This is a genomic window from Actinoplanes sp. NPDC049599 (genome assembly GCF_044465625.1).
In the GTDB taxonomy this organism is placed as follows: Bacteria; Actinomycetota; Actinomycetes; order Mycobacteriales; family Micromonosporaceae; genus Actinoplanes.
Genome location: NZ_JBITLX010000035.1, coordinates 48255 through 71560 on the forward strand (window position 1 = coordinate 48255; position 23306 = coordinate 71560).

The 23306-nt window shown below is 73.0% G+C and carries 19 protein-coding genes; 7 read left to right on the forward strand and 12 right to left on the reverse strand.

All coding sequences use genetic code 11. The features are described from left to right. The first annotated feature begins 87 nt into the window (after positions 1–87). Complete coding sequence (locus ACIBQZ_RS38015; RefSeq protein ID WP_396093764.1) at positions 88–1188, forward strand: sensor histidine kinase; 1101 nt, start codon at positions 88–90, stop codon at positions 1186–1188. Continuing rightward, complete coding sequence (locus tag ACIBQZ_RS38020; protein ID WP_396093765.1) at positions 1176–1844, forward strand: response regulator; 669 nt, start codon at positions 1176–1178, stop codon at positions 1842–1844. Before ACIBQZ_RS38015 ends, ACIBQZ_RS38020 begins: the two co-directional genes overlap by 13 nt. Here the strand turns inward: ACIBQZ_RS38020 and ACIBQZ_RS38025 are convergent. The 4 genes from ACIBQZ_RS38025 to ACIBQZ_RS38040 all read right to left on the reverse strand — a co-directional run bounded on the left by ACIBQZ_RS38025 (position 1841) and on the right by ACIBQZ_RS38040 (position 6718). After that, positions 1841–3343, reverse strand: coding sequence for a glycoside hydrolase family 130 protein (locus tag ACIBQZ_RS38025; RefSeq protein WP_396093766.1), 1503 nt, complete (start codon positions 3341–3343; stop codon positions 1841–1843). The two genes, ACIBQZ_RS38020 and ACIBQZ_RS38025, sit on opposite strands and share 4 nt — an antisense overlap. Further along, positions 3340–4419 carry a glycosyltransferase gene (locus tag ACIBQZ_RS38030; protein ID WP_396093767.1) on the reverse strand — a complete coding sequence of 360 codons (1080 nt, stop codon included), beginning with the start codon at positions 4417–4419 and terminating at the stop codon, positions 3340–3342. The genes ACIBQZ_RS38025 and ACIBQZ_RS38030 overlap by 4 nt, the downstream gene beginning before the upstream one ends. Beyond that, positions 4416–5567 carry a glycosyltransferase gene (locus ACIBQZ_RS38035; RefSeq protein WP_396093769.1) on the reverse strand — a complete coding sequence of 384 codons (1152 nt, stop codon included), beginning with the start codon at positions 5565–5567 and terminating at the stop codon, positions 4416–4418. Before ACIBQZ_RS38035 ends, ACIBQZ_RS38030 begins: the two co-directional genes overlap by 4 nt. Before the next feature lie 149 nt (positions 5568–5716). Next, entirely contained in the window at positions 5717–6718 is a 1002-nt protein-coding gene (locus ACIBQZ_RS38040) for a glycosyltransferase family 4 protein (RefSeq protein WP_396093770.1), read from the reverse strand. Positions 6719–6779: 61 nt separating this feature from the next. Between ACIBQZ_RS38040 and ACIBQZ_RS38045 the strand changes: the two genes are divergently transcribed. Then, positions 6780–8480, forward strand: coding sequence for an alpha-glucosidase (locus ACIBQZ_RS38045; RefSeq protein ID WP_396093771.1), 1701 nt, complete (start codon positions 6780–6782; stop codon positions 8478–8480). Here ACIBQZ_RS38045 and ACIBQZ_RS38050 read toward each other — a convergent pair. Next, a complete protein-coding gene (locus ACIBQZ_RS38050; protein ID WP_396093772.1) occupies positions 8470–8616 on the reverse strand; it encodes a hypothetical protein in 147 nt (48 codons plus the stop codon). The two genes, ACIBQZ_RS38045 and ACIBQZ_RS38050, sit on opposite strands and share 11 nt — an antisense overlap. Before the next feature lie 220 nt (positions 8617–8836). Continuing rightward, positions 8837–10459: a CocE/NonD family hydrolase gene (locus ACIBQZ_RS38055; protein WP_396093773.1), complete on the reverse strand. Its 1623-nt coding sequence runs from the start codon at positions 10457–10459 to the stop codon at positions 8837–8839. A gap of 53 nt (positions 10460–10512) precedes the next feature. On the opposite strand from ACIBQZ_RS38055, the gene ACIBQZ_RS38060 reads away from it, so the two are divergent. Next, entirely contained in the window at positions 10513–11136 is a 624-nt protein-coding gene (locus tag ACIBQZ_RS38060; RefSeq protein WP_396093774.1) for a TetR/AcrR family transcriptional regulator, read from the forward strand. Positions 11137–11166: 30 nt separating this feature from the next. Further along, a complete protein-coding gene (locus ACIBQZ_RS38065) occupies positions 11167–11646 on the forward strand; it encodes a TspO/MBR family protein (protein WP_396093775.1) in 480 nt (159 codons plus the stop codon). A 1333-nt stretch (positions 11647–12979) separates the two neighbouring features. On the opposite strand, the gene ACIBQZ_RS38070 is transcribed toward ACIBQZ_RS38065, so the two are convergent. From ACIBQZ_RS38070 to ACIBQZ_RS38085, 4 genes are all read right to left on the reverse strand, one after another. Next, positions 12980–13513, reverse strand: a complete 534-nt coding sequence (locus ACIBQZ_RS38070; protein ID WP_396093776.1) for an NUDIX domain-containing protein — start codon at positions 13511–13513, stop codon at positions 12980–12982. Positions 13514–13905: 392 nt separating this feature from the next. Beyond that, entirely contained in the window at positions 13906–14376 is a 471-nt protein-coding gene (locus tag ACIBQZ_RS38075; RefSeq protein WP_396093777.1) for a VOC family protein, read from the reverse strand. After that, on the reverse strand, positions 14349–16769 hold the full coding sequence (locus ACIBQZ_RS38080) for an ATP-binding protein (protein WP_396093778.1): 2421 nt from the start codon (positions 16767–16769) through the stop codon (positions 14349–14351). Before ACIBQZ_RS38080 ends, ACIBQZ_RS38075 begins: the two co-directional genes overlap by 28 nt. 9 nt (positions 16770–16778) lie before the next feature. After that, entirely contained in the window at positions 16779–17033 is a 255-nt protein-coding gene (locus tag ACIBQZ_RS38085) for a DUF5999 family protein (protein WP_396093779.1), read from the reverse strand. A gap of 161 nt (positions 17034–17194) precedes the next feature. Here ACIBQZ_RS38085 and ACIBQZ_RS38090 point away from each other — a divergent pair, with 161 nt between their 5' ends. Next, positions 17195–17806 carry a sigma factor-like helix-turn-helix DNA-binding protein gene (locus ACIBQZ_RS38090; protein ID WP_396093780.1) on the forward strand — a complete coding sequence of 204 codons (612 nt, stop codon included), beginning with the start codon at positions 17195–17197 and terminating at the stop codon, positions 17804–17806. Here the strand turns inward: ACIBQZ_RS38090 and ACIBQZ_RS38095 are convergent. Then, positions 17794–19875: a peptidoglycan recognition protein gene (locus tag ACIBQZ_RS38095; protein ID WP_396093781.1), complete on the reverse strand. Its 2082-nt coding sequence runs from the start codon at positions 19873–19875 to the stop codon at positions 17794–17796. The two genes, ACIBQZ_RS38090 and ACIBQZ_RS38095, sit on opposite strands and share 13 nt — an antisense overlap. A 162-nt stretch (positions 19876–20037) precedes the next feature. Between ACIBQZ_RS38095 and ACIBQZ_RS38100 the strand changes: the two genes are divergently transcribed. Then, positions 20038–22368, forward strand: a complete 2331-nt coding sequence (locus tag ACIBQZ_RS38100) for a putative bifunctional diguanylate cyclase/phosphodiesterase (protein WP_396093782.1) — start codon at positions 20038–20040, stop codon at positions 22366–22368. A 3-nt stretch (positions 22369–22371) separates the two neighbouring features. On the opposite strand, the gene ACIBQZ_RS38105 is transcribed toward ACIBQZ_RS38100, so the two are convergent. Next, entirely contained in the window at positions 22372–23280 is a 909-nt protein-coding gene (locus ACIBQZ_RS38105) for an NADP-dependent oxidoreductase (protein WP_396093783.1), read from the reverse strand. Between the last annotated feature and the right edge of the window lie 26 nt (positions 23281–23306).

Below are 23306 nucleotides of genomic sequence, written 5' to 3' on the forward strand. Positions count from 1 at the left end.
TCGGTCGGTCCCGCAGCGACCAAAGTCGACGGTACGGCCGCCGACCGGCCACTGCGCGCGCGGGCGGCGGCGCAGTACGGTCCACGCATGAGGCGCTGGCTCGTCGAAGCGGCCCTGGCGGTCGCCGCCCTGGCCCTGGGCAGCTTCTTCCTGTGGACCACCCTGACCGAGGGCGACGGCTGGCCGATCGGGGTCGAGCTGGTCGCCGGCGCGGTGGCCGTGGCCGGCCTGGTCCGGTACCGCCGCAGCCGTCCGGTCGCGCTCGCGCTCACCCTGATCGCGCTCGGCCTGGTCTTCGGGCTGCCCATGGGCGCCACACCGATCGCCCTGTTCTCCGTGGCGCTCTACCGCCCGGCCCGGGTGACCGTCGCCGTCACGGCGGTGCACGCGGTGTCGCTGGCGGCCGTCTACCTGATCGCGCTGGGCCCCACCCGCACCTACTGGGAGGCGACGATCTCCCTGGTGCTGCTGCACGTCATCCTGGTCGGGATCGGCATGCTGGTCCGCGCGCGGCGGCGGCTCGTCCGGTCCTGGGCCGAGCGGGCGCGCGAGGCGGAACACGGCGACGAGCTGCGGGTCGAGCAGGCCCGGCTGGCCGAGCGGGAGCGGATCGCCCGGGAGATGCACGACGTGCTGGCCCACCGGATCTCGTTGCTGGCCGTGCACGCCGGGGCGCTGGAGGTGCGCCGGGACGCCCCGGAGAGCGAGCGGGCGGCGGCCGGGGTGATCCGGCGGAGCGCACACGACGCGCTGGAGGAGCTGCGGCAGGTGATCGGGATGCTGCGGGAGCCCGCCGACGACCGGCCGCAGCCGACCCTCGCGGACGTGCCGGCGCTGGTCGAGCAGTCCCGGGACGCGGGGGAACGGGTGGAGCTGGAGCTGACCGCGGCCGAGGTGCCGGCCGGGGTGGGCCGGCACGCCTACCGGATCGTGCAGGAGGCGCTGACCAACGCCCGCAAGCACGCGCCCGGCGCGCGGGTGCGGGTGGCGGTCACCGGCCACGCCGAGCAGGGGCTGGTGGTGGAGGTCGGCAACCCGCTGCGGGCCGGCGGGCCGGCGCTGCCGGGCGCCGGCGCCGGACTGGTCGGCCTGCGCGAACGCGTGCAGCTCGCCGGCGGCCGCCTCGACCACGGCCCGACCGCGGCCGGCGAGTTCCAGCTGAGAGCCTGGTTGCCTTGGACACCCTAGGGAGGCCGGCCGGGGCTCCGGTGCGGGTGCTGCTCGTGGACGACGACGCGCTGGTGCGCGCCGGGCTGACCATGATGCTCGGCGCCTTCGACGGCATCGAGGTGGCCGGCGCGGTCGCGGACGGCACCGAGGTCGCCGCCGCGGTCACCAGCCACCGCCCTGACGTGGTGCTGATGGACATCCGGATGCCGGGCATGGACGGGCTCACCGCCACCGAGTCGCTGCGCGCCCGCCGGGAGCCGCCCGAGGTGATCGTGCTGACCACCTTCGACACCGACGCGCACGTGCTGCGGGCGATGCGCGCCGGGGCGAGCGGCTTCCTGCTCAAGCACACCCCGCCGGAGGAGATCGCCCGGGCGGTGCGGCGGGTCGCGGCCGGTGAGCCGATGCTGTCGCCCGAGGTGCTGCGCCGGATGATGAACCAGGTCGCGGCCGTGGACCCGGGACGGGACCGGGCCCGGCTGGCGCTGCGCCGGCTGAGCCCCGGCGAGCACGACGTCGCGCTGCTCGTCGCGCAGGGCCGCACCAATCAGGAGATCGGTACGGCCCTGCGGATGAGCACGGCCACGGTCAAGGCGTACGTGTCCCGCATCCTGACCAAACTGGACCTGACGAACCGGGTGCAGGTGGCCCTGCTGGTGCACGACGCCCGTTAGACCACCGGCACCATGGCGGCGAGCAGGTCGTCGAGCGGGATGCTGGCGAAGCCGACCCGGACGTCGCTGGCCCCGTACGGCAGCCAGAACCGCCCGCCGTGCAGCAGCCCGCCGCAGGAGTAGACGACGTTGGGCACGTACCCCTCGCGCTCGGTCTCGTCGGGTTCCAGCAGCCCGTGCGGCAGGTCGGCGATGACCTGCTCGGGGTTGTCGAGGTCGAGCAGCATCGCGCCGATCGCGTACCGCCGCATCGCGCCCACCCCGTGGGTCAGCACCAGCCAGCCCGCCGGGGTCTCCACCGGCGACCCGCAGTTGCCCACCTGGATCAGGTCCCAGCCGCGGTGCGGGTGCAGCAGCGACACCGCCTCCTGCCAGCGGTTCTGCTCGTCCCGGGTGCTCAGCCCGAGGGTCTCGCCGTCGGAACGGCACAGCGCGAGGTGCCGGCCGTTGACCATCCGCGGGAACAGCGCCATGCCCTTGTTCCGGGCCGCCGGGCCGCGCAGCGCGGTGACCTCGAAGTGCCGCAGGTCGCGGGTGTGCATCATCCGCCCGGCGATGTGCCGCCCGTCGTACGCGGTGTAGGTGGCCTGGTAGGCCGTGCGCCCGTCGGACTCCACGACCTGCACGAACCGGGCGTCCTCCATGCCGTTGCTCTCGGCCGGGGTGGCCGGCCAGAGCACCCGCTGGTGCAGCGGCACGGTGGCCGGGAAGCTCACCGCGTAGTCGCTGGCCACGATGCGCCGGATGGCCTCCAGCGTCTCGTTGGCGGTGGGCCGGGCCAGCAGCTCGCCGGGCAGGTGGCCGAGGACGTCCTCGAACTCCTCGTCGTCGTAGCGTTCGGGCAGCGAGGACAGCACCGTCGCGGTGATCTCGTTGTCCAGGTCCTCCTCGGTGAGGCCGGCGGCCAGCAGGTCGTGCTGGTGCTTGGCGCCGACCCGCTGACCGATCATCAGTGGCCCGTCGCGGTCCTCCAGCCGGATCGTGGCGTCCGGGCCGAGCACCGCCGAGCAGAAGCCGACCGAGGAGATGTGTCCCTCGCCGATCTGCCGGAGGCTGATCGCCGTCCGCAGCTCGCCGGGCGCGAGGTCGCTCTGGTCCGGGTGCGGGATCATCGACGGGTTGCACAGCGCCGCCGCCTCGACCGCGAACTCGTGGCTGAAGTAGGCCCCGATCAGCGCCCGGGCCGTCGGCGACAGGTCGATGTCCGGTGGCACCCGGTGCTGCACCAGGTCGTAGTGGTGCTGGAAGGTCGCGCAGATGTCGTGGTGGCGCCCGGAGAAGCGGGCCAGCACGTCGTCGAGCAGCCGGGTGATCTCGTCTTCGTCGAGCTGCAGGATCCGCTCGATGATCAGGGATGCGCGGTTCTGCCCGAGCTGGGCGTCCTCGCCGGGCACGAAGAGCTTGATGACGACCCGGCGGTCGTCGGGCTGCATCGTGAGGTCGTGGCGGGAGGCGAGGGAGGTGGTGCGGACGTCGTGGGGGTCCATGGTCGCGGTCATGTGAGTCCGCCTGACGGTCGGGTCGCGCTCCGGCCCGCCAGCGCGCGAGCGTGCTGCAGGGTGGAGACGAGCGCGAGGGTGGATTCGGCGCCTTGGTTCAGGTTAGGGCCATCCGGCGTCAATCCGTCATATCCGCCACCCGTCAAGGGGTCGTACATGACGGAGCCGGAGTCGTTGTCGCCCAGGAACCAGGCGATGGACTGGAACAGCGGCGCGTCCCAGCGCTCGTCGCCGGTCACCGCGCCGGCGGTGGCGCAGGCGTCGGCGGTGGCCGCCGCCTCGATCGGCTGCTGGTCGAAGCGGTGCCGCGGCACCCCGGGCCGCCATCCGCCGACCGGGACGGTGGAGAGGTGGCCCTGGTGCTCCTGCATCCGGCACAGCCAGCTGAGCATCCGCAGGCCGTCGGTGAGCAGCGGCTCGTCGCCGAGCAGGTCACCGGCCTGGATGAGCACCTCCGCGAGGACCGGGTTGGCGTAGGTCAGCTCGCGCTCCGGCCACACCCACTCCGGGTCGGAGTCGGGCAGCCCGATCACCGTGGCGGCGTCGCCGAGCAGCTCGGCCGCCACCCCGGAACGCGGGTCGGCCCGCAGCACCTCGGCGGCGCCCAGGCCGGCGAAGGCCATCGCGCGCGGCCAGGGCGAGCGCTGCCGCACCGCGATGCCGAACGCGGTCCGGGCCTCGGCCCTGATCCACGGCACCGCGCAGCGGCCGGCGGCGGTGCCCAGGGCCCACACCGTTCGGCCCCACCAGTCACCCAGGGTGGGCTCGTCCAGCCAGCGCCGGTCGTGGCTCAGCCGGTTGCGGCACCGGCCGTCCGGCGCCAGGGCGTGGGTGAGGAACGCCAGGTAGCGCTCGGCCAGCCCGGCCACCAGCGCGGTGGGCTGCGGCTCGCGGCAGGCCACCAGCAGGCCGCGGGACACGTCGTCCACGCAGTAGCCGTGCTCGCGCCGCGGGATCGCGTTGCGGGCGTGCTCGAGCAGACCGGTGTCGTCGGACAGCCGGGCGATCTGGGACCAGTTGGGTTCGGGGGCGTCGACGAGCCGGATCGGCGGCGGCACGAGCCGCAGGACACTCACGCGGGCACGGGCGCGGAGACGGGCGCGCGGTCGCGGATCAGGCGCGCGGCGAGGGCCTGGTAGCGGGCGGCCACCGCGGGCCAGCGCAGCGTCGGGCCGCCGGCCAGCCCGCTGAGCTGGTTCGCCACGTCCGGGGTGGTCAGCACGCGCCGGATCGCCGCGGCCATCGCCGCCGGGTCCTGATGCGGCACGAGCAGGCCGTGCCCGTCGGCGAGCAGCTCCACGGCGTGCGGGAACTCGGTGGCCACCACCGGCACACCGGCACCGACCGCCTCGATGAGCACCCCCGAGGTGACCTGTTCGGTGGAGTCGTACGGCAGCACCACCACGTCGGCCGACCGGATCAGCCGGCTGAGCGCCGCCTGGTCGTGGTACACGTCGTCCCAGCGCACGGCCTCGGCGACGCCGAGCTCGGCGGCCAGCTCCCGCAGCGACTCGCGGTAGACGTCCCCGTGGTGCTCCAGCACCTTCGGGTGGGTCCGCCCGGCGACCGTGTACACCGGCATCGGCGTCAGGTCCCGCAGCAGGGCCAGCGCCCGCAGCGCCCACTCGATGCCCTTGCCGGGCCCGAGCAGCCCCCAGGTGAGCAGGTGCGGTACGTCGTGCGTCTCCCGCGGCGCGCTGGAGTGGCTGCCGGCGCCGTGCGGGATGACCGTGACCTTGCGGGCGTCCACCCGGTATCCGGTGGTCAGCCGCAGGCGGGCGGTGTCCGTCATGGTGACCACCGCGTCGGCGGCCGCCACGATGCGCTCCAGCACCACCCGCTGGTTCATCGAGGGCGTGCTCAGCACGGTGTGCAGCACGACGATCTTCGGGGCCTTGACGGCGCGCAGCAGCGGCAGCACCTCGTCACCGTCGACGCCGGGGTAGATGCCGTACTCGTGCTGCAGGATCACCACGTCGAACCGGTTCAGCACGTTGGCCGCCGCCACCCAGCCGCCGGGGCTGTCGGTGTGCCAGGTGTGTGCCACCCGGGGCGCCGTACGGTCGACCGCCAGGCCGCCCCCGGCGGCGTCCGCGGAGAGCAGCCGGACCACACCGTTTCCGGGCGCGCCGCCCGTCAGGTGGCTGGCGAGCGCCGCGTTGAACGTCGCCAGACCGCATTGGGTGGGGGGATAGGTGCTCAGGAAACCGTAGGTGGCGGGCATTTGACGGGCCTTTCTGATCAGCGGCTGCCTCCCCGCAGCACGAACCGGCGCGCGCGGGCGTGGAGCGTGAGCGCACGCTTCAGCTAACGGCGGCAACTGGGTATAGAAATGCCGCAATTCGGTATTCAGACGTTAACAAGAACCGCAGTTCAACCGACCAATTTGCGGTAAATCGCCAGGTAGTCGTCGACCATCCGGTCGGCGCCGAAGCGCGAGCGGGCCCGCGCCCGGCAGGCCGCCCGGTCCAGCCCGGCGAGGCCGGCCACCGCGGCGACGGCCTGGTCGACGTCGTCGACCAGCCGGCCGGTCACCCCCTCGTCGACCACCTCGGGCATCGACCCTTTCCGGTACGCGACCACGGGCGTCCCGCAGATCATCGACTCGACCACGGACAGCCCGAACGGCTCGGCGAACAGGATCGGGTGCAGCAGGGCCGCGCTGCCGCCCAGGACGGCGGCCCGTTCGGCGGGTCCCACCGAGCCGAGGTAGACCACCCGGTCCCCGTCGATGTGCGGTTCCACCTGCTCGGCGAAGTACCGCTGGTCCTGCACGATGCCGCACAGCGTCAGCCGACGCCCGGCCCGGCGGGCGATCTCGATGGCGGTGTGCGTGCCCTTGTCGGGGTGGATCCGCCCGAAGGCGACCAGGCCGTCCCCGCCGTCCGGGTCGAAGGGCAGGCCCTCCGGATCGACGCCGTGGTAGACCGTCGCGACGTAGTCCAGGTCGGGGGAGCGGTCGGCGTCGGAGATCGAGACGTAGTGCGACCGGCCCCGGCGGTACGCGGGCAGGATGTTCGGCCCCGAGAACCCGTGCACCGTGGTCAGCAGCGGCGCCCGGCAGTGCGCGGAGAACGCCAGCGGCAGCCAGTCGATGTGGTTGTGCACCAGGTCGAAGTCGCCGGACCGTGCCAGGGCGTACGAGACGTGCAGGGCCTCCCAGACCCGCCCGTCGATCTCCGGGGTGTCCTCGTAGCCGCTCGGGCAGATGCCGTCCAGAGTGGCCTTGGTGACCGAGTCGAGCGTCGCGAACAGCGTCACGTCGATACCGCGCGCGGTCAGGCCCTCGGCGAGCAGGCTGGTGATCAGCTCCCAGGGTCCGTAGTGAACCGGCGGTGTGCGCCAGGCGATCGGTCCGAGCAGGGCGACCCTCATGGGCCCCAGTATGGGAGCGGAACCGATGTTTCGCCGGTGGTTCCCGTGTTAAAGAGTGACTATGCAGAACCCCTGGTGGCACAGCGCCGTCGTTTACCAGATCTATCCGCGCAGCTTCGCCGACGCCGACGGGGACGGCATGGGCGACCTGCGCGGCGTCATCGACCACCTGGACCACCTCGCGGGACTCGGCGTCGACGTGCTCTGGCTGTCCCCGGTGTACCCGTCGCCGCAGGACGACAACGGCTACGACATCAGCGACTACCAGGACATCGACCCGGTCTTCGGCGACCTGGCCGACTTCGACGAGCTGCTGGCCGGCGTGCACGCGCGCGGGATGAAGCTGATCATGGATCTGGTGGTGAACCACAGCTCCGACGAGCACCCGTGGTTCACCGAGAGCCGCTCGTCGCGGGACAACCCGAAGCGCGACTGGTACTGGTGGCGGCCGGCCCGGCCGGGCCTGACCCCCGGCGCGCCCGGCGCGGAGCCGACCAACTGGGGCGCGGCCTTCGGCGGCCCGGCCTGGGAGTACGACCCGGCGACCGGCGAGTACTACCTGCACCTGTTCAGCCGCAAGCAGCCCGATCTCAACTGGGAGAACCCGGAGGTCCGCGCCGCGGTCTACACGATGATGAACTGGTGGCTGGACCGGGGTGTGGACGGCTTCCGGATGGACGTCATCAACTACATCTCCAAGGACACCACGCTGCCGGACGGCCGGGTGCAGCCCGGCGTCGCGTACGGCGACGGCTCGGCGTCCTACATGAACGGCCCGCGGATCCACGAGTTCCTGCACGAGATGCACGAGCGGGTCTTCGCCGGCCGCGAGCAGGAGCTGCTGACCGTCGGCGAGATGCCCGGGGTCACCATCGACGAGGCGAAGCTGTTCACCGACCCGGCCCGCGGCGAGGTCGACATGGTCTTCCAGTTCGACCACGTCTGGGTGGACCGGGGCGAGGATCCGTGGCTGCTGTACCCGCTGCGGCTCACCGCGCTCAAGGCGATCCTGGGCCGCTGGCAGGCCGGGCTGGCCGACGCCGGCTGGAACAGCCTGTACTGGAACAACCACGACCAGCCCCGGGTGGTCTCCCGCTTCGGTGACGACTCGCCGCAGTACCGGGTGCGTTCGGCGCAGATGCTCGGCGCGGTGCTGCACCTGCACCGCGGGACGCCGTACGTCTACCAGGGCGAGGAGCTCGGGATGACAAACGCGCCGTTCGGCTCCATCGCGGACTTCCGGGACATCGAGGCGCTGGGCCAGTACGTGCAGGCCGTCGACCAGGAGGGACGGTCGCCGGAGGACGTGCTGACCGTGCTGCGGGCCCGGGGGCGGGACAACGCCCGTACGCCGATGCAGTGGGACGCGTCGCCGCACGCGGGCTTCACCACCGGCACGCCGTGGCTGGCGGTCAACCCGAACCACGACCAGATCAACGCCGAGGCCGCGGTCAAGGACGAGGAGTCGGTCTACCACTTCTACCGCCGGCTGATCGAGCTGCGGCACTCCGAGCCCGCGGTCGTCTACGGCGACTTCACCATGCTGCTGCCGCACGACGAGCGGCTGTACGCCTTCACCCGCACCCACGGGGCCACGACCCTGCTGGTCATCGGCAACTTCTCGGGCGAGACCGTACGGGCCGAGATCGCCGACGCCGCGGCGTGGGAGGCAGCGGAACTGCTGCTCACCAACGCCGCGGCGCCGGAAGGTCTGGTCCTGCAACCGTGGCAGGCCGTGATCTATCGCCAGGTCAGGCGGTGATGGTGTCCCAGGAGAAGGCCAGCAGCGCGAAGGCGGCGCCGAGCAGGGCCAGCGAGATGCCGCGGGTGCCGATCGGCAGCGCCGCGAGGACGAGCAGGATGACCGCGATGATGTAGAAGAGACCCTGGATGCTCATTGGTGTTCCTCAATTCGTGTGGGGGATGCGGCGCGGCATGTACCCCCCACCCGAGCCGAGCTAAACAACCGTGACCATCCCGTTGCACGCGCCGCCCTTCGAGCAGTTCCGGCCGTTCTGACCGGAGCCGGTCATGGCTGAACCTCCGTGGGCATGCCCTTCTGGCCCTCGCCTGCGAGGCCGTCGTCGGCTCCGGCCGGGAGCTGCTCGGTGCAGGCGGTCATGCCGCCGGCCGGTGCACCGGCAGGGTCAGCGCCGACGGGTGGTCCGGGTCGTGGTGCAGTGTCGTGTGCGTGGCGACCAGCCGGGTCGCCGTCGCGAGCGGTTCGCCGGTGCCGTAGTTGCGGGCGAAGCGGGGGTGCGCACCCCCGCTCACCTGCAGCCGGATCCGGTGGCCCGGCTCGAAGCGGTGACCCGCCGCGCCCATCGGCACGGTCACCGGGTCGCCGTCCGGGTGGTCCGGGGTGAGCCGGGTGAAGCCGTCGCAGACGTTCACCGAGCGGCCGTCCGGGTGCACGTCGCACAGGCGCACGAACAGGTCGAAGTGGCCGGTGCTGCCGCTCGCGTGCACCGTTGCTGAGGGCGTACCGATGATCTCCAGGGCCGTGGTCAACGGCCCGGTGGTGAAGGTCCGGACGTCCGCACGCGCCTCCAGTTTCCGGTTGTCGCGGGCCCCGGCCGTGCGGGACTGCAGCTGGCCGGCGAACGACGGCGTCGGGTCGGCCGGGTCGTAGTCGAAGCCGGTGCTGCCGTCCGCGAGCTCGCCCAGCTCGCCGCCCGGCCGCAGGTGGTAGCGGACCGGCGTGCTCGGCGGCGGCCAGGCGGGCAGCTCGCGCCACTCGTTGTTGACGTGCACCTTGATCCGCGTGGTGCGCTCGCCCTCGCCGCGCAGGTGCACCCGCAGGTGTTCCAGCGCGTCCGCGAACACCTCGGGCCACCCCTTGTCGAACGCCGAGGTATGGGTCCACGGCCCGATCATCAGGGTCGGCTCCTGGCCCGCACGGCGCAGCCGGGCGTACTGCCGCAGGGTCTGGTCCAGGGTGAGGTCGTGCCAGCCGGAGACCAGGCTGACCGGCACCGTCATCCGGTCCGCCGCCGACCCGGCGTCGGCGCCGGCCCAGAACAGATCATCCTGGTACGGGTGCCGGACCCACTCCTCGAACTCCGGCCGCCGCCCCCCGAGTGCGCGGCGGTAGGAGTCGAGGAGGGGCACCCCGGTGGTGGCGTGCTTGAGGTGCCGCGCCAGGCGCAGCACGGCCCGGAGGTAGGTGCCGGGGCCGGCCGCCTGCTGGAAGAACGTCACGCCGCCGACCAGCGCCATCTCCAGCCGCAGGGTGCAGTGCTGGTCCGGGTGGAAGCCGTCGTAGAAGTCGTGCGCGGCGACCTGGAGGATCGCGGCCCGCCATTCCGGGGGCGGGTCCAGCCCGAGCGCCCACTGCACGTAGCTGAAGTAGCTCGGGCCGATCGTGGCGAACGCGCCCGGGAACCACTCCTGCTTGCGCAGCCACTCGATGGTCGCCTGGCCGTCGGCCGCCTCGTTGCGCCAGACGTGGAAGTCGCCGCCGGAGCCGCCCGACCCGCGGGTGCTCTGGATGAGGACCCGGTAACCCTGGGCGGCGAACGCGGCGCCGAACAGGGAATTCCACGGGAAGCCTCGGCCGTAGGCGGTGCGGATCAGCAGCACCGGGCTCTCCCGGTCGGTGACCGGCGCGTAGTGGTCGGTGATCAGCGGGCTGCCGTCGGCGGCGGGCACTTCCAGCCCCGGTTCCCACCGCACCTCGAAGGGCGCGGCCTCCCGCGCGCGGCGGCGCAGCAGGCGAAGGAAAAATGGCAGTCGTTCCATGACCCGACCCCTTTCCCGTACGTTGTACTGAAAATAGCACCCCGGAGGATTCCGTGCCACGAGGCCGACCGCCCCAGCGGACCCGCGAGCAGGTCGTCGCGGCCGCGGTCGCCATCGCCGACGCCGAGGGGCTGGACGCGCTGACCATGCGGCGGCTGGCGGCCGACCTCGGCGCCGGGGTGATGTCGCTGTACACGTACGTGCGTGACAAGGACGACCTGGTGGACCAGATGGTCGACCGGATCAGCGCGTACGACCCGCCGGAGCAGCCGGACCTGCTCACGCTGACCCGCTGGCAACGCGAGCTGATGCTGCGACACCCGTGGCTGCCGAGCGCGCTGCCCAACCGGCAACTGACCGGCGAGAACACGCTCCGCTACCTGGAACTGGGGCTGGCGGCGCTGGCACCGACCGGCCTGCCCGGCGGGACCAAGATGGAGATCCTCGCGCTGCTGACCGGCTTCGTGGCCAGCTACGTGAGCCACGAACTGGCCCAGGCGCAGGCCGGCCTGACCGACCCGGAACGGATCGCGGCGCACATCGCCCAGCTCCAGGCGGCGGTGGCGACCGGCGCGTACCCGGAACTGGCCCAGGTGCTGGCCGAACCGTCGCCGCCGGTCGCCCCCAGCTTCGACGCCATCGCCGAACGCATGATCAACGGCCTGGTCAACGGTTAGCCGCCCGCCCACCGGGGGTAAACCCCGGCCATGACCACAGCCCCCGTCGCGCACCGGCCCACCTGGTGGGGCCTGATCCCGTTCGCCGCCGCGGTGACGGTCGCGGCCCTGCTCGGCGTGCTCGGCGTCAGCGGCACCTCGGCCGAATACCAGACCCTCGAACAACCGTCGTGGGCGCCACCGTCGTGGCTCTTCGGCCCGGTATGGACCATCCTGTACGCGATGATCGCGGTCGCCGGCTGGCTGGTCTGGCGCCGCACGGGCTGGAACCGCGCACTCTCCGTCTACGCGCTGCAACTGGCCCTCAACGCGATCTGGACACCGATCTTCTTCGGCGCCGGCCAGTACGGCCTGGCCCTGCTCGACATCGCGATGCTGTGGCTGCTGATCGGCACAACAATCGCGCTGTTCCGGCCGATCTCCAGGACGGCGGCGTGGCTGCTGGTGCCGTACTGGGCGTGGGTGAGCTTCGCAACGGCCCTGAACGCCGCCATCTGGTCCGCCAACTGACACCACGCGAGACATGGTCGCGACCCCTGCCTGAGAACCGGCTGAGGAGCTCCACTGCCGCTCAATGCGCGCCCCGAACTCGGCTTGGTGCCGGTCGCTCCTGCCCGGCGTGCTGAGCTCAAATCGGTCGGGGTCTTCGGCGTCGTGCCGGACCGGGCGGCGCCCGCTTGATGCACCGGCATCCGATGCGGATCGGCCGCACTGACCATTCTTGGCGGGACAATGGTGCTCCGCGTCGCTTATCAAAGGGTGGAGATCGGCTGATCCTCCGACTCATTCCGGAGAGAGATAACGCATCGTTTTCTGCGCAACGGCGGCGACTCCGTGGCGGTCTGGCCGGGATCGGTGCCGGTGCATCGGGGCGGTCCCGCTGAGGCGCTGTAGCTGACTGGGGGACCTTGCAGGGGAGGCCGCATCCACGCCTGGCGGACCGGTTGTGGTCAGCGCCCGGGCTGTGACGATCACCTTGGGTGGGCCGGGCGGCGCGCGGGTGGGGTGTGGGTGGCCGGTCTCGGCGGGGTGTGTCCGGTCGGGCTGCCCTCGGTCGACTCAGCGGCGTGTTTTTGCCGGTCAAGGTGTCATAGGTGGGTGTCTGCTCGATCGTGACTGGCTCTTCTGCCCGGGCGGGTTGTGGCTCTGCTTGGGTGGGCCGGTCGGCGCGTGGGTGGGGTGTGGGTGGCCGGTCTCGGCGGGGTGTGTCCGGTCGGGCTGCCCTCGGTCGACCTGGCGGCGTGTTTCTGCTGGTCAAGGTGTCATAGGTGGGTGTCTGCTCGATCGTGACTGGCTCTTCTGCGCGCGCCGGTTGTGGCTCTGTCTGGGCCAGCAGGGGCTCTATCCGGGCTGCTTGCGGCTCTGCGCGGGCTGGCTGGGGCTCTGCCTGGGTCGGTTGCGGCTCTGTGCAGGTTGGCCGGGGCTCTGGGCGAGCTGGCTGCGGCTTTGCCTGGGCCGGTTGCGGCGGCGGCGTCGGTCGGTCTTCGCCGGCCTCTGGCGGCCGGGTGGCGCGGGATTTCTCCCGCAGGTGCCGCAAGCGTGCGGCGTGGCGCTGCGCTAAGCCCCAGGCACGATGGCGCTGATGGGTGCGGCGGAAATCGTCATTCTCGGGCGAGTAGGTGCGGGATGCGGTGCGGTCGCGCATAGCAGCGAGTTCCGTATTGGTGAAGAACTGGAGCTGCCGCATGGGCCTATTCTCCCGCACCTCGGCGACAATTCTCCACTCAGATCAACAGTCGATCATGCCAATTTCCTGACGCCGCAGGAATGCATTCTTTTGGGCAATGCGGCGAGGTCGAAGCCGCCCGCGGACGGGGGCGGAGGCGGTCGTGATGAGCAGTGGTCAGAGTCTGTCGAGCCGGCGGAGGTAGCGGCCCAGATGCGGGTCGAAGCGGGCCGGGTCAGCCGCCGTCAGCTCCGTCCGGGGCCACCAGCGGACCCCGGCGAACTCGCCCTCGTCCACCCGCAGCGGCTGGTCGCGGCGGACCTCGGCCGGGAACCACAAACTCACGTCCGTGTGCCCCGCGTCCACCCCCACCGTCTCCGTCACCGTCAGGAAGATGGGTTCGGCGGCCGCGCCGGTGACGCCCAGTTCCTCCTCCAGTTCGCGGGCGGCGGTCAGTGCGGGGTGCTCGCCCGGTTCCACATGGCCGCCCGGTGGCAGCCAGAGCCGGGCGTTGCGGTGGTCCACCAGCAGCACGTCGCCGGTTTCCGGATCCGTCGGGACCACATAGGACACCAGGTGCTTCGGCGGCGTCGCCGGCTTGACCCGGCGGTACACGTCGTCCGTGCCGGCCAGCCAGGCCAGGGCGTCGGCGCGGTGGGCGGCTTCGAGGTCGTCGTGCGGGGACAGGGCGGTGATGAGGGCGGCGAGCATCGGGCGATGATGTCAGGCCGCGCGCGACACTTCCGGCCGTAGCGCGGCGGTGTCGCGTGGCGGAATGCCGATCCGCTCGCCCGCCGCGATCATGCCCGGTAGCCCGGTAGCCCGGTAGCCCGGTAGCCCGGTAGCCCGGTAGCCCGGTAGCCCGGTAGCCCGGGAGCCCGGGAGCGCTGCGGCCGGGCGGTCGGGCGGTCTTGGAGCGCTGCGGCCGGGCGGTCGGGCGGTCTTGGAGCGCTGCGGCCCGGCAGCCCGGCGGCCCCGCAGTCAAGCGGCCCCGGAGCCCCGCAGCCCGCCGCCGCCACCCGCAGCGGGTGGCGGCGGCGGATCGGTGACCGCCCGCCGCGCCGGGATCTGGTCGGCGCGGCGGCAGACCTCAAGCGCTCCCGTCAGCTACGCAGGCAAATATCGAACGGATGGCCGCCCGGATCCAGCAGCACCCGCCACCGCTCCGGATTCGGCTGCTCGGTCGGCTTGGTCGCCCCCAGCGCCACCGCCTGCTCCTCCGCCTTGTCCAGATCTTCGACATAGAAGTCCAAATGGAAGCGCTTAGGGGCACTCTCCTCCGGCCACCCGGGCGCCGAATACCCCGGCAGCCGGCCGAAGCCGATGCTGGTCGAGCCGTCGCCGATCATGGCGTATTCGTCCGCGCTGTGCAGGACCTCCCAGCCCAGCACCTGCGAGTAGAACGCCGCCAGGGCGGCGGGATCCGCGGCGTCCAGATTGATCATGGCGAGGGAGGCGAATCCGGGCATGGCACAGCCTTTCGGGTACGGGCGGCGCTGATCGCCGCCGATCACCTGATCCTGCCGCAGATGACTGACACCTTCTGTCAGGTATCGCGGTGCGCCGCCAGCCATCCCGCCACCTGGGCCCGCGAGGTGAAGCCGAGCTTGCTCAGGATGTTCTCCACGTGTCCCTCCGCCGTCCGCTGGGCCACCACCAGCCGGGCCGCGATCTCCCGGTTGCTCAGACCCTGCGCGACCAGCGCGATGACCTCACGCTCGCGCGGCGTCAGGCCCAGCTCCGCCAACCGGGCGTCCGGGCTGGGCATGGCCTCCGCCGACGCCGGGCGGGGTGCCGGCAGGCCGGTGGCCGGGCGGGGTGCCGGCGGGCCGGCGGCTTGGCGGGGTGCCGGCAGGCCGGTGGACGTGGGCCGTTCCAGCGCCATCGTCACGGCCTCGGCGGTGCTCAGCTCGGCGCCGCGCCGGAACGCCGTGTCGAACGCCCGGTCGCCCAGCCGCAGCCGGACGGTGGTCATCGACTGCTCGTGGAAGTCCTGCATGCCGCGGAACGCCGCCAGCGAGGCGTGCATCGCCTGCCACACCCGCTCGGCCGCGCCCAGCAGCATGGCCGCGCGCTGGTCGCGGCCCTCGGTGCCGGACACCCAGCCCAGCGACTCCAGCGCCAGGCCCACGCTGAACTGCTCGTCCTCGACCATCTTGCCGACCTCGAGGCTCTCCTTAGCCGCCTCGGCCGCGCCCGGGCCGTCGCCGGCCAGCCAGCGCAACACGCTCAGCGCCCACAGCACGAACGAGCGCCACCACACCTCGCCGTTCGCCACCGCCAGGTCGCGGCACGCCATCAGGTCCGGATAGCCCGCCGTCGGGTCGTTGCCGCCCAGGCCGCGGGCCAGGCCCAGGACCGCCAGCGTCCACATCTGACCGCTGAGCGAGCCCAGCTCCCGGAACCGGGTCAGGGCCTGCTCGAACAGCGGCAGCGCCTTGGCGTGGGCGCCGCCGAACATGGCGATGTTGCCCTCGATCAGCGGGAGGAACGCCAGCTCGGGCGAGGGTGGCAGGGTCAGGGCCAGCGCGCGGGCGTCGGCCAGCAGCGCCTCGGCCCGTTCCGGGTCGCTCTGGATGCAGGCGATCCACGCCGCCACCCGCAGCGCGCGGGCCCGGGTCCAGTGCCGGGGCGCCGGCCGGGCCAGCGCCCGGTCCAGCCAGTGCCGCCCCTCGGAGAGGAAGCCCCGGACGAACCAGTGGTTCTGCAGGTCGGCGGCGAAGCGCAGGGCGGTCTCCGGCGTCGCCGTCGTGACCGCGTACTCCAGGGCCACCCGCAGGTTGGCCTGCTCGTCGCGCAACCGCATGATCAGCGCGGCCTGGTCGGGACTCACCCAATGGGCGTCACCGTACGCGGCCAGCCGGGCGAACCACTCGCAGTGCCGGCGCGCCACCTCGGCGTGTTCGTCGGCGTCGGCGAGCCGGGCGGCCCCGTACTCGCGGACCACCTCGAGCATCTTGTAGCGGGCCCGGGGACCGTCCCCGGTGCGGGCGATCACCGACTTCTCCACCAGCGAGGCGACCAGGTCGAGGATGGCGTCGGCCGGCAGCTTCTCGTCGGCGCCCACGTACTCCGCGGCGTCCAGCTCCAGGCCGCCGGAGAAGACCGACAGCCGTGCCCAGATCACCCGTTCCGGCTCGGAGCAGAGGTCCCAGCTCCAGTCGATGAGGGCGCGCAGCGTCTGCTGCCGGGCCGGCGCGTTGCGGGCGCCGGCGGTGAGCAGCTTGTACCGGTCGGTCAGCCGGTCCAGGATCTCGTCCAGCGTCAGCACCCGCAGCCGGGCCACCGCCAGCTCGATGGCCAGCGGCATGCCCTCCAGCGCCAGGCACAGCGCGCTGATCGTGGCGCAGTTGGCCTCCGTGAGGGTGAAGCCCGGCAGCACCGCCGTCGCCCGCTCGATCAGCAGGCTGGCCGACTCGTAGCGGGCCAGCTCGGCGGGGGTGCACGCCGCGTCCGGCTCGGGCACCGACAGCGGGTGCACGGTCAGCGTGGCCTCGCCGGCGATCCGCAACGCCTGCCGGCTGGTCACCAGGATGCGCAGGCCCGGGCAGGTGCGCAGCAGCGTCTCGGCGAGGTCCGCGCAGGCGCCGACCAGGTGCTCGCAGTTGTCGAAGATGAGCAGCGCCTGCTGGTCGGCGAGGAACGCGGCCAGGCCGGGGGCGCCGGGGCTGACGGACTCCTCGCGTACCCCGAGGGCCTCGGCCACGGTGACCGCGACCAGGTCCGGATCACGCAGCTCGGCCAGCTCGACCAGCCACACGCCGTCGGCGAACGCGCGCCGCATGTCCAGCCCCACCCGCTGGGCCAGCCGGGTCTTGCCGACACCACCGGCGCCGGTCAGCGTCACCAGCCGGCTGGTGGACAGCATCCGCCGGACCCCGGTCAGCTCGTGCCGCCGGCCGACGAAGCTGGTCACCTCCGCGGGCAGGTTGCCGGGAGAACCACGCGCGGTTGTGGCGGTGCTCATAGGAGCACGTTAGTGGGTGTGACCTCCGGCGGCCGTGGCCCGGATGCCGACGGATACCTCGGGGCGGGCGGCGAGCGCGAGCCCGGCACACACCCGCGGCGCCGTCACGCGGCCGTCGGGGAGCAGCTCACCGTTGTCGTCGAACGTCACCACGCCGTTGCAGAGCAGGCTCCACCCCTGCTCAGGGTGGGTGGCCACCACCCGGGCGGCCTCGTGGTCGGACTGGGTCGCCCCGGGACAGGGCGGCACGTGTACGCAGAGCATCGTGATCCTCCAGCGACCAACAGTCCTGCGCGGGTCCGGCCGCGGACACGGGAGAACTACCTGACCCGTACCCGATTGTGTGATCGCGGGTACTTCTCCCGTGGCCGCCGGCGGGCCGGCGGGCCAGCATGGGTGCCGACATCAGACGGAGAGGGGCACCCATGGGCCGCCACGCGGCCGACCGGCCTCGGAAGCCTCCGCTGCACGCGGACCTGTTCGTGCCGACGCCGGGCAGTGCCGCAGCCCGGGCCGCCCAGGACCGCGCGGCCGCGGTCTTCGAGACCCTGGTGCGGCCGCACCGGGAGGCGCTGGAGACGTACGTGCTGAGGCTGACCGACGGCGACGAAGCGGCCGCCGAGAGCCTGCTGAAGGAGACGCTCTACCACGCCGCCCAGGACCCGTCGCGGTTTCCGCAGCGGGCCTCGGCGGTGCGCCCGTGGCTGGTGCTGACCGCCCGGACGATCCTGCGCGACGGCGTGCGGACGGCCGGGCACGACGACCGGCCCCCGGCCCCGCCGCCGGAGCGGGCGCCGGGACCGCAGGCCGCCACGACGATCGTGCGGGCGATGGACGACCTCGCGACCGCGCACCGCGACATCCTGGTGGAGCTCTTCTACGAGGGCGTCTCGCTGGAGGACGCGGCCGCCGCCCGGGGCGTGCCGGTCGAGACGCTCAAGTCCCGGCTGTACTTCGCCATGCGGTCCCTGCGGGTCGTGCTCGATCAGCACCTCGCCGGCCGGCCCGACCCGCAGGGCGGCGGTCACCGCAGGTAGACCAGCCCGTCGGCGATCACGCCGGGGCGGCCCGCGGTCCCCTCGACCTCGATCCGGACGGTGTGCCGGTCGCTGGAGCTCCAGGACCGGGACCACACCGCGCGCCGGTTCAGCGTCGCCGGCGAGCGCAGGTCGACGACCCCGGCCGGCTGGTCGTCGACGAACACCCGTACCCGGCCCGACACGGCCGTCCGGGACACCGCCAGGGCCGCCGAGCGGCCGGTGAAGGCCCAGGTCAGCGACGAGTCCGCGGCCGTGCTGCGGAGCGCCTGCCCGCCCAGGTGGACCGCCGAGCCGACCGGGCTCCAGGCGCCGGTCCGGTCCGCCAGGGTCTCCGCGGCGACGTACGCCGTGCGCTGCACCGCCACCGAGCGCACGTTGCCGGCCCGGTCGGTGGCGCGCAGTCCGTAGCTGATCTCCGCGCCCGCCGGCACGCTGCCCGCCCAGGCCGTCGTCGCGGGCGTCAGGCTCACCGCGGCCGGGGTCGTCACGTCCAGGCCGGCCAGCCCGCCCGCGTCCGCGACCGCCCAGCGCAACCGCACCGGCACGATCCCGTTGAGCGATCCGGTCCGCAGCGCCACGCTCGGCCCGCTGGTGAACTCCGGCAGCGTCCGGTCCACCAGCACGTCCGCGCTGGTGGTCGAGACCTTGCCGTTGAGCGCGACCGCCCGCACCTGGACCGTGTGCCGCCCGGGTTCGAGCCGGAGCAGCTGCTGGCGGTCGGCCCGCGGCACCGAGGCGGTGAGCACGTCGTCGACCAGCACGTCGAACCGGTGCATCAGCGTGACCGGGGTGTCCACCCGCCAGAACGGCCGCAGCGTGCCGCGGGTGTACCAGGTGCCGCCGACCTTGGTGGCGCCGTTCACCTTGGCGACGGCCAGCCCGCTCGGCCCGGCGTTCGCGATCCTGCGGATGGGACCGAGCTGCGAGTACAGGGCGTCGCCGGGGCACGCGGTGCGGCCGGTGTCGCGGTGCCCGGAGATCCGGTTCAGCATCGCGGTGCTGCCCTTGTCGTACCGGTCGCTGCCGCTGGAGGCCATCGCGACCCGGCCGGCCGGCGGGTTGCCGTACGCCCCGATCTTGTACGCCGCGACCTGCGCGATCACCCGCCGGACCCGGGCCGGCACGCCGCGCCCGGAGTAGTCGCCGAGCACCGCGATGGCGCTGCTGCGCGCGTTGAAGCCCAGCGTGTGCGCGCCGAGCACGGGCCGGCCGATCCCGCCCTTGCGCCCCTCGAAGAGGGTGCCGCACTTGTCGACCAGGAAGTTGTAGCCGATGTCGTCCCAGTGGTTGCTCTTCACGTGGTACGCCGCGATGCCGCGGATGATCGACGCGGACTGGGCGCAGCTGTAGTTGTTGGTGCCCGCCGTGTGGTGCACGAAGACCACCTGCACGTCGGTGGAGTACTCGGGGGCGCCCCGGACGATGGTGTCGTCGGCGCCCCAGCCGGCCCGGCTGACCACGGTCGGCGCGGGGCGGGGCGGCACGACGACCTCGGCGTCGCGGGCGAGGCCGGGGGACTGCGGTACGGCGTACCCGGCCGGGGCGGTCCGCGCGGCCGGCGGCGCACCCGGGTTGATCAGGTCCACCCGCAGCCCGGCCGGCAACGGCCCGGCCCGCCCGGCGATCCGGGCCTGCACGCCGTCGGAGTCGCCGACCCAGAGCGGTTCGGTGCTGCCCCGGGCCGCCGCCGCGTCACCCGAGCCGGGCTCCACCGGCGCCGCCGCGTGGGACTCCAGGTGCCGCCAGGCGCTCCAGGTGCCGTCGGCGGCCCGCCGGGTGCGGACCTCGACGACGTCGCCGAGCACCCGGCGCGGGTCGGCCCAGGTCGCGCCGATCACGCTGAAAAGCCCGGTGGTACGCGGCGCGACGGTGCGCGCCCCGGACGTGGAGAAACTCCGGCCGGTGGCAGCCGCCAGGTCGATCGTCTGGAGTGTGGACGCGCCGGCGCCGGCGGCCGGAACCGGCGCCGCCGAGCTGCTCTCGCCCGTCACCGCAATCACACCGCTCACTGCGAGCGCGCCGCTGAGCAGCGCGGATTTGATGATTCTCTGGGTCTTCTCCGCCACGCGTATCCCCCCGTGAAAGCCATCGGACCAGGCCGGATCAGGATGAAACGTATGTGGGTTTCATGTGTAGAGTTGCCGTTTCTCGTGACACCGGTCACTCTGTTTCCGGTGCCGGGCGTGGGGATTGTTAATGCATCAGGCGTTTCTGCCGATCGTTGAGATGTGACTTCTGTGCTGGCGCCTGTCCGCACGGACGGCGAGCTCGCTGCGCCGCCCGCGGTGCAGCCTGGGCTCCCCCCGCGCAGCACCCTGCTGGCCTGGTCCTACCTCGGCGTCTCGGCCCTCATGATCGCCCTGTTCGCGGTCGGCCCGGCCGGGTTGCAGGCGCCGCTGATGCTGCTCGCGATGGTGGGCGGCCTGTCCGCGACGACGTACGCCGTCCGCCGGATGGCCCTGCCCGGCCACCGCGCGCCGTGGCGTCTGCTGCTCTACGCCGCCTGGCTCGTTTTTGTCGGCATCGTGCTGCGGGCCGTCGTGCCCGGTGCCGCGGCGTCCCCGCCGACCCCGATGGCGCTCATCCCGGACGCCTTCGTGCTTCCCGCGTATGCGCTCATCGGCTACGGCTTCGCCGCGATGCTGCGCCGGCGCCGGGCCGCCGACGACGACCCGGCCCGGGTGGACGCGCTGCTCGTCGGGCTGGCCGCGGCGTTCATGTGCTGGACGTACCTGATCGTGCCGTCGATGGGGCAGACCGACCTGACCCCGCTGCGGATCGCCAACTCGTTCTTCCCGGTCATCGACGTCGTGCTGCTGGTGCTGGTCGCCCAGCTGGCCCTGTCCGGCGGTGCCCGCCAGCCGGCGTTGTGGCTGCTCATCGGGTCCTCGACGACGATGTTCGTCGGCGACTTCCTGTTCATGCTGCGCGACGGCGCGCTGATGGCGGTGCCGCAGCACGCCATCGACGTGCTGTTCATGGCCACGTTCCTGCTGCTCGGCGCCGCCGGCCTGCAACCGTCGATGCGGACGCTGACCCAGCCGCAGGACGTGGTCGTCACCGACCTCGGCAAGATCCGCACCGGGCTGATCGCCGCGCTGGTCGTCATCCCGACGATCATCACCACCGTGCTGCCGGCCGGCTCCACGCTGAACGGCATCGTCCGCTCGACCCTGTGTGTCCTGCTCATCCTGGCCGTCTTCGCCCGGGTGGTGCGCTCCAACAACTCGCGGGCGCGCGCCGAGCGGGCCACCCGCCGCCGGGCCACCCACGACGCCCTGACCGACCTGCCGAACCGCGAGCTGCTCGCCGAGACGATCACGCAGTGGGGCGACCGGGCCGCGGCCGAACAGCAGGAGATCAGCCTGCTCTTCATCGACCTGGACCGGTTCAAGATGGTCAACGACCACTGGGGCCACCAGGTCGGCGACGAGCTGCTCTGCGCGGTGGCCGGCCGGCTCAGCGCCCAGATCCGCGGCGCGGACCTGGTCTGCCGGATCGGCGGCGACGAGTTCGTCATCGCGCTGGCCAGCCCGTCGCACTCCGCGCTGGCCGAGTCGCTGGCCGACCGGGTGCTGGCCGAGTTCCTCCGCCCGTTCGAGCTGTCGGTCGGCAACGTGGTGATCTCCGCGTCCATCGGGGTGGCGAAGTCGCCCGGCGGGGCGCACGCCCTGGAGCTGATCCGCGACGCGGACACCGCGATGTACAAGGCGAAGGGGAACGGGCGCAACGCGTACGCGCTGTTCGACACGTCCCTGCGCGACGAGGTGCGGGACCGGATGAACCTGGAGCAGGCGCTGCGCCGGGCCCTGCCGCGCGGCGAGCTCTCCGTGCACTTCCAGCCGATCGTGGACCTGGCCACCGACGAGCTGGACGGCTTCGAGGCGCTGATGCGCTGGCAGCACCCGACGCTGGGCGCGGTGTCGCCGGTCGACTTCATCCCGGTGGCCGAGGAGACCGGCCTGATCGTGGAGAGCGGCGCCTGGCTGCTGCGCGAGTCCGCGGCCCAGCTCGCCCGGTGGACCGCCGAACGCGGCCCGGCCGCGCGGCGGCTGCACGTCTCGGTCAACGTCTCGGTCCGCCAGCTGCGCGACTGCGCCCTGGTGGCGATCGTGCAGGAGGTGCTGGCCGACACCGGGCTCGCCCCGGAACAGCTCTGGCTGGAGATCACCGAGTCCGGCGTGATGGAGGACCTGGACACCGCGCTGGCCACCCTGGGCCGGCTCCGCGACCTCGGCGTCGTGCTGTGCATCGACGACTTCGGCACCGGCTACTCGTCGCTGAGCTACCTCAACCGGCTGCCGGTCGGCATCGTCAAGATCGACCGGTCGTTTGTCGGCCAGGTCGGCGAGGACGGCGCCAACGAGCCCATCGTGCGGGCCGTGCTGGCGATGACCCGGGCGATGAACCTGCGGGTGGTGGCCGAGGGGGTGGAGACCGAGGTGCAGCGCGACTGGCTCCGCGAGCAGGGCTGCGACCTGGCCCAGGGCTGGCTCTACGGCAAGGCCGAGCTGCCCCGGAACCTGGACGCCTGGATCCACCGCGCCGCCGTCGCCTGAGCCTCACGGCTCCACGATCAGCACCACCTTGCCGCGGCCGTGCCCGGACTGCACCACCGCGTGCGCCTCCGCGGCCTGCGCGAGCGGGTACGCCCGCACCGGCATCGCCAGCACCCCGCGGGCGGCCAGCGCGACCACCTCCGCGAGCCGTACGGGCGACCGCGCCGGCCGGACCACCGGCGTGCCGAACTCGGCGGCCTCCTTGTCGTCGACGATCGTGCCGATCCGCTCCCGGGGCACGCCCAGCGCGACCGACGCCGCGACCGCACCGCGCCCCGCGGCGTCCAGCGCCACCGTCACCGGCCCCGGTGCCACCGCGCGGACCGCCTCGACCAGGCCGGCGCCGTAGGCCACCGGGATCGCGCCCAGCTCACGCAGGTAGGCGTGGTTGGCCGGGCTCGCCGTGCCGATCACGGTGGCCCCGGCCAGCCGGGCGAGCTGCACCGCGAGCGTGCCGACCGAGCCCGCCGCCGCGTGCACCAGTACCACGTCGCCCGCGGTGACGGCCAGCTGGGTCAGCGCCCCCGACGCGGTCTGCCCCGCCGCCACCAGCGCGGCCGCCGCCGGGAAGGACAGCTGCGGCGGCTTGCCGACGAGGTCGGCGGCGGGCACCACGACGTGCGTCGCCTGGCCGTTCATCATCGTGGAGCCGAGCACCGCGGTGCCGGGGGCGGGGCCGGCGACGTCCGCGCCGAGCAGGTCGACCACCCCCGAGAACTCCTGGCCGACCTGGTGCGGGAAGTGCGCCGGCCCGCGCCTGATCCAGCCCTCGCGCACCGCGACGTCGAAGGGCTGGACGCCGGCCGCGCGTACCCGGATGCGCGCCTCGCCCGGGCCCGGCACCGGATCCGGCAGCTCCGCGACCCGGAGCACCTCGGGCGGGCCGTACCGGTCGAACACCGCTGCTCTCATCCGGCCACTGTGCAAGCTGAAGCCCG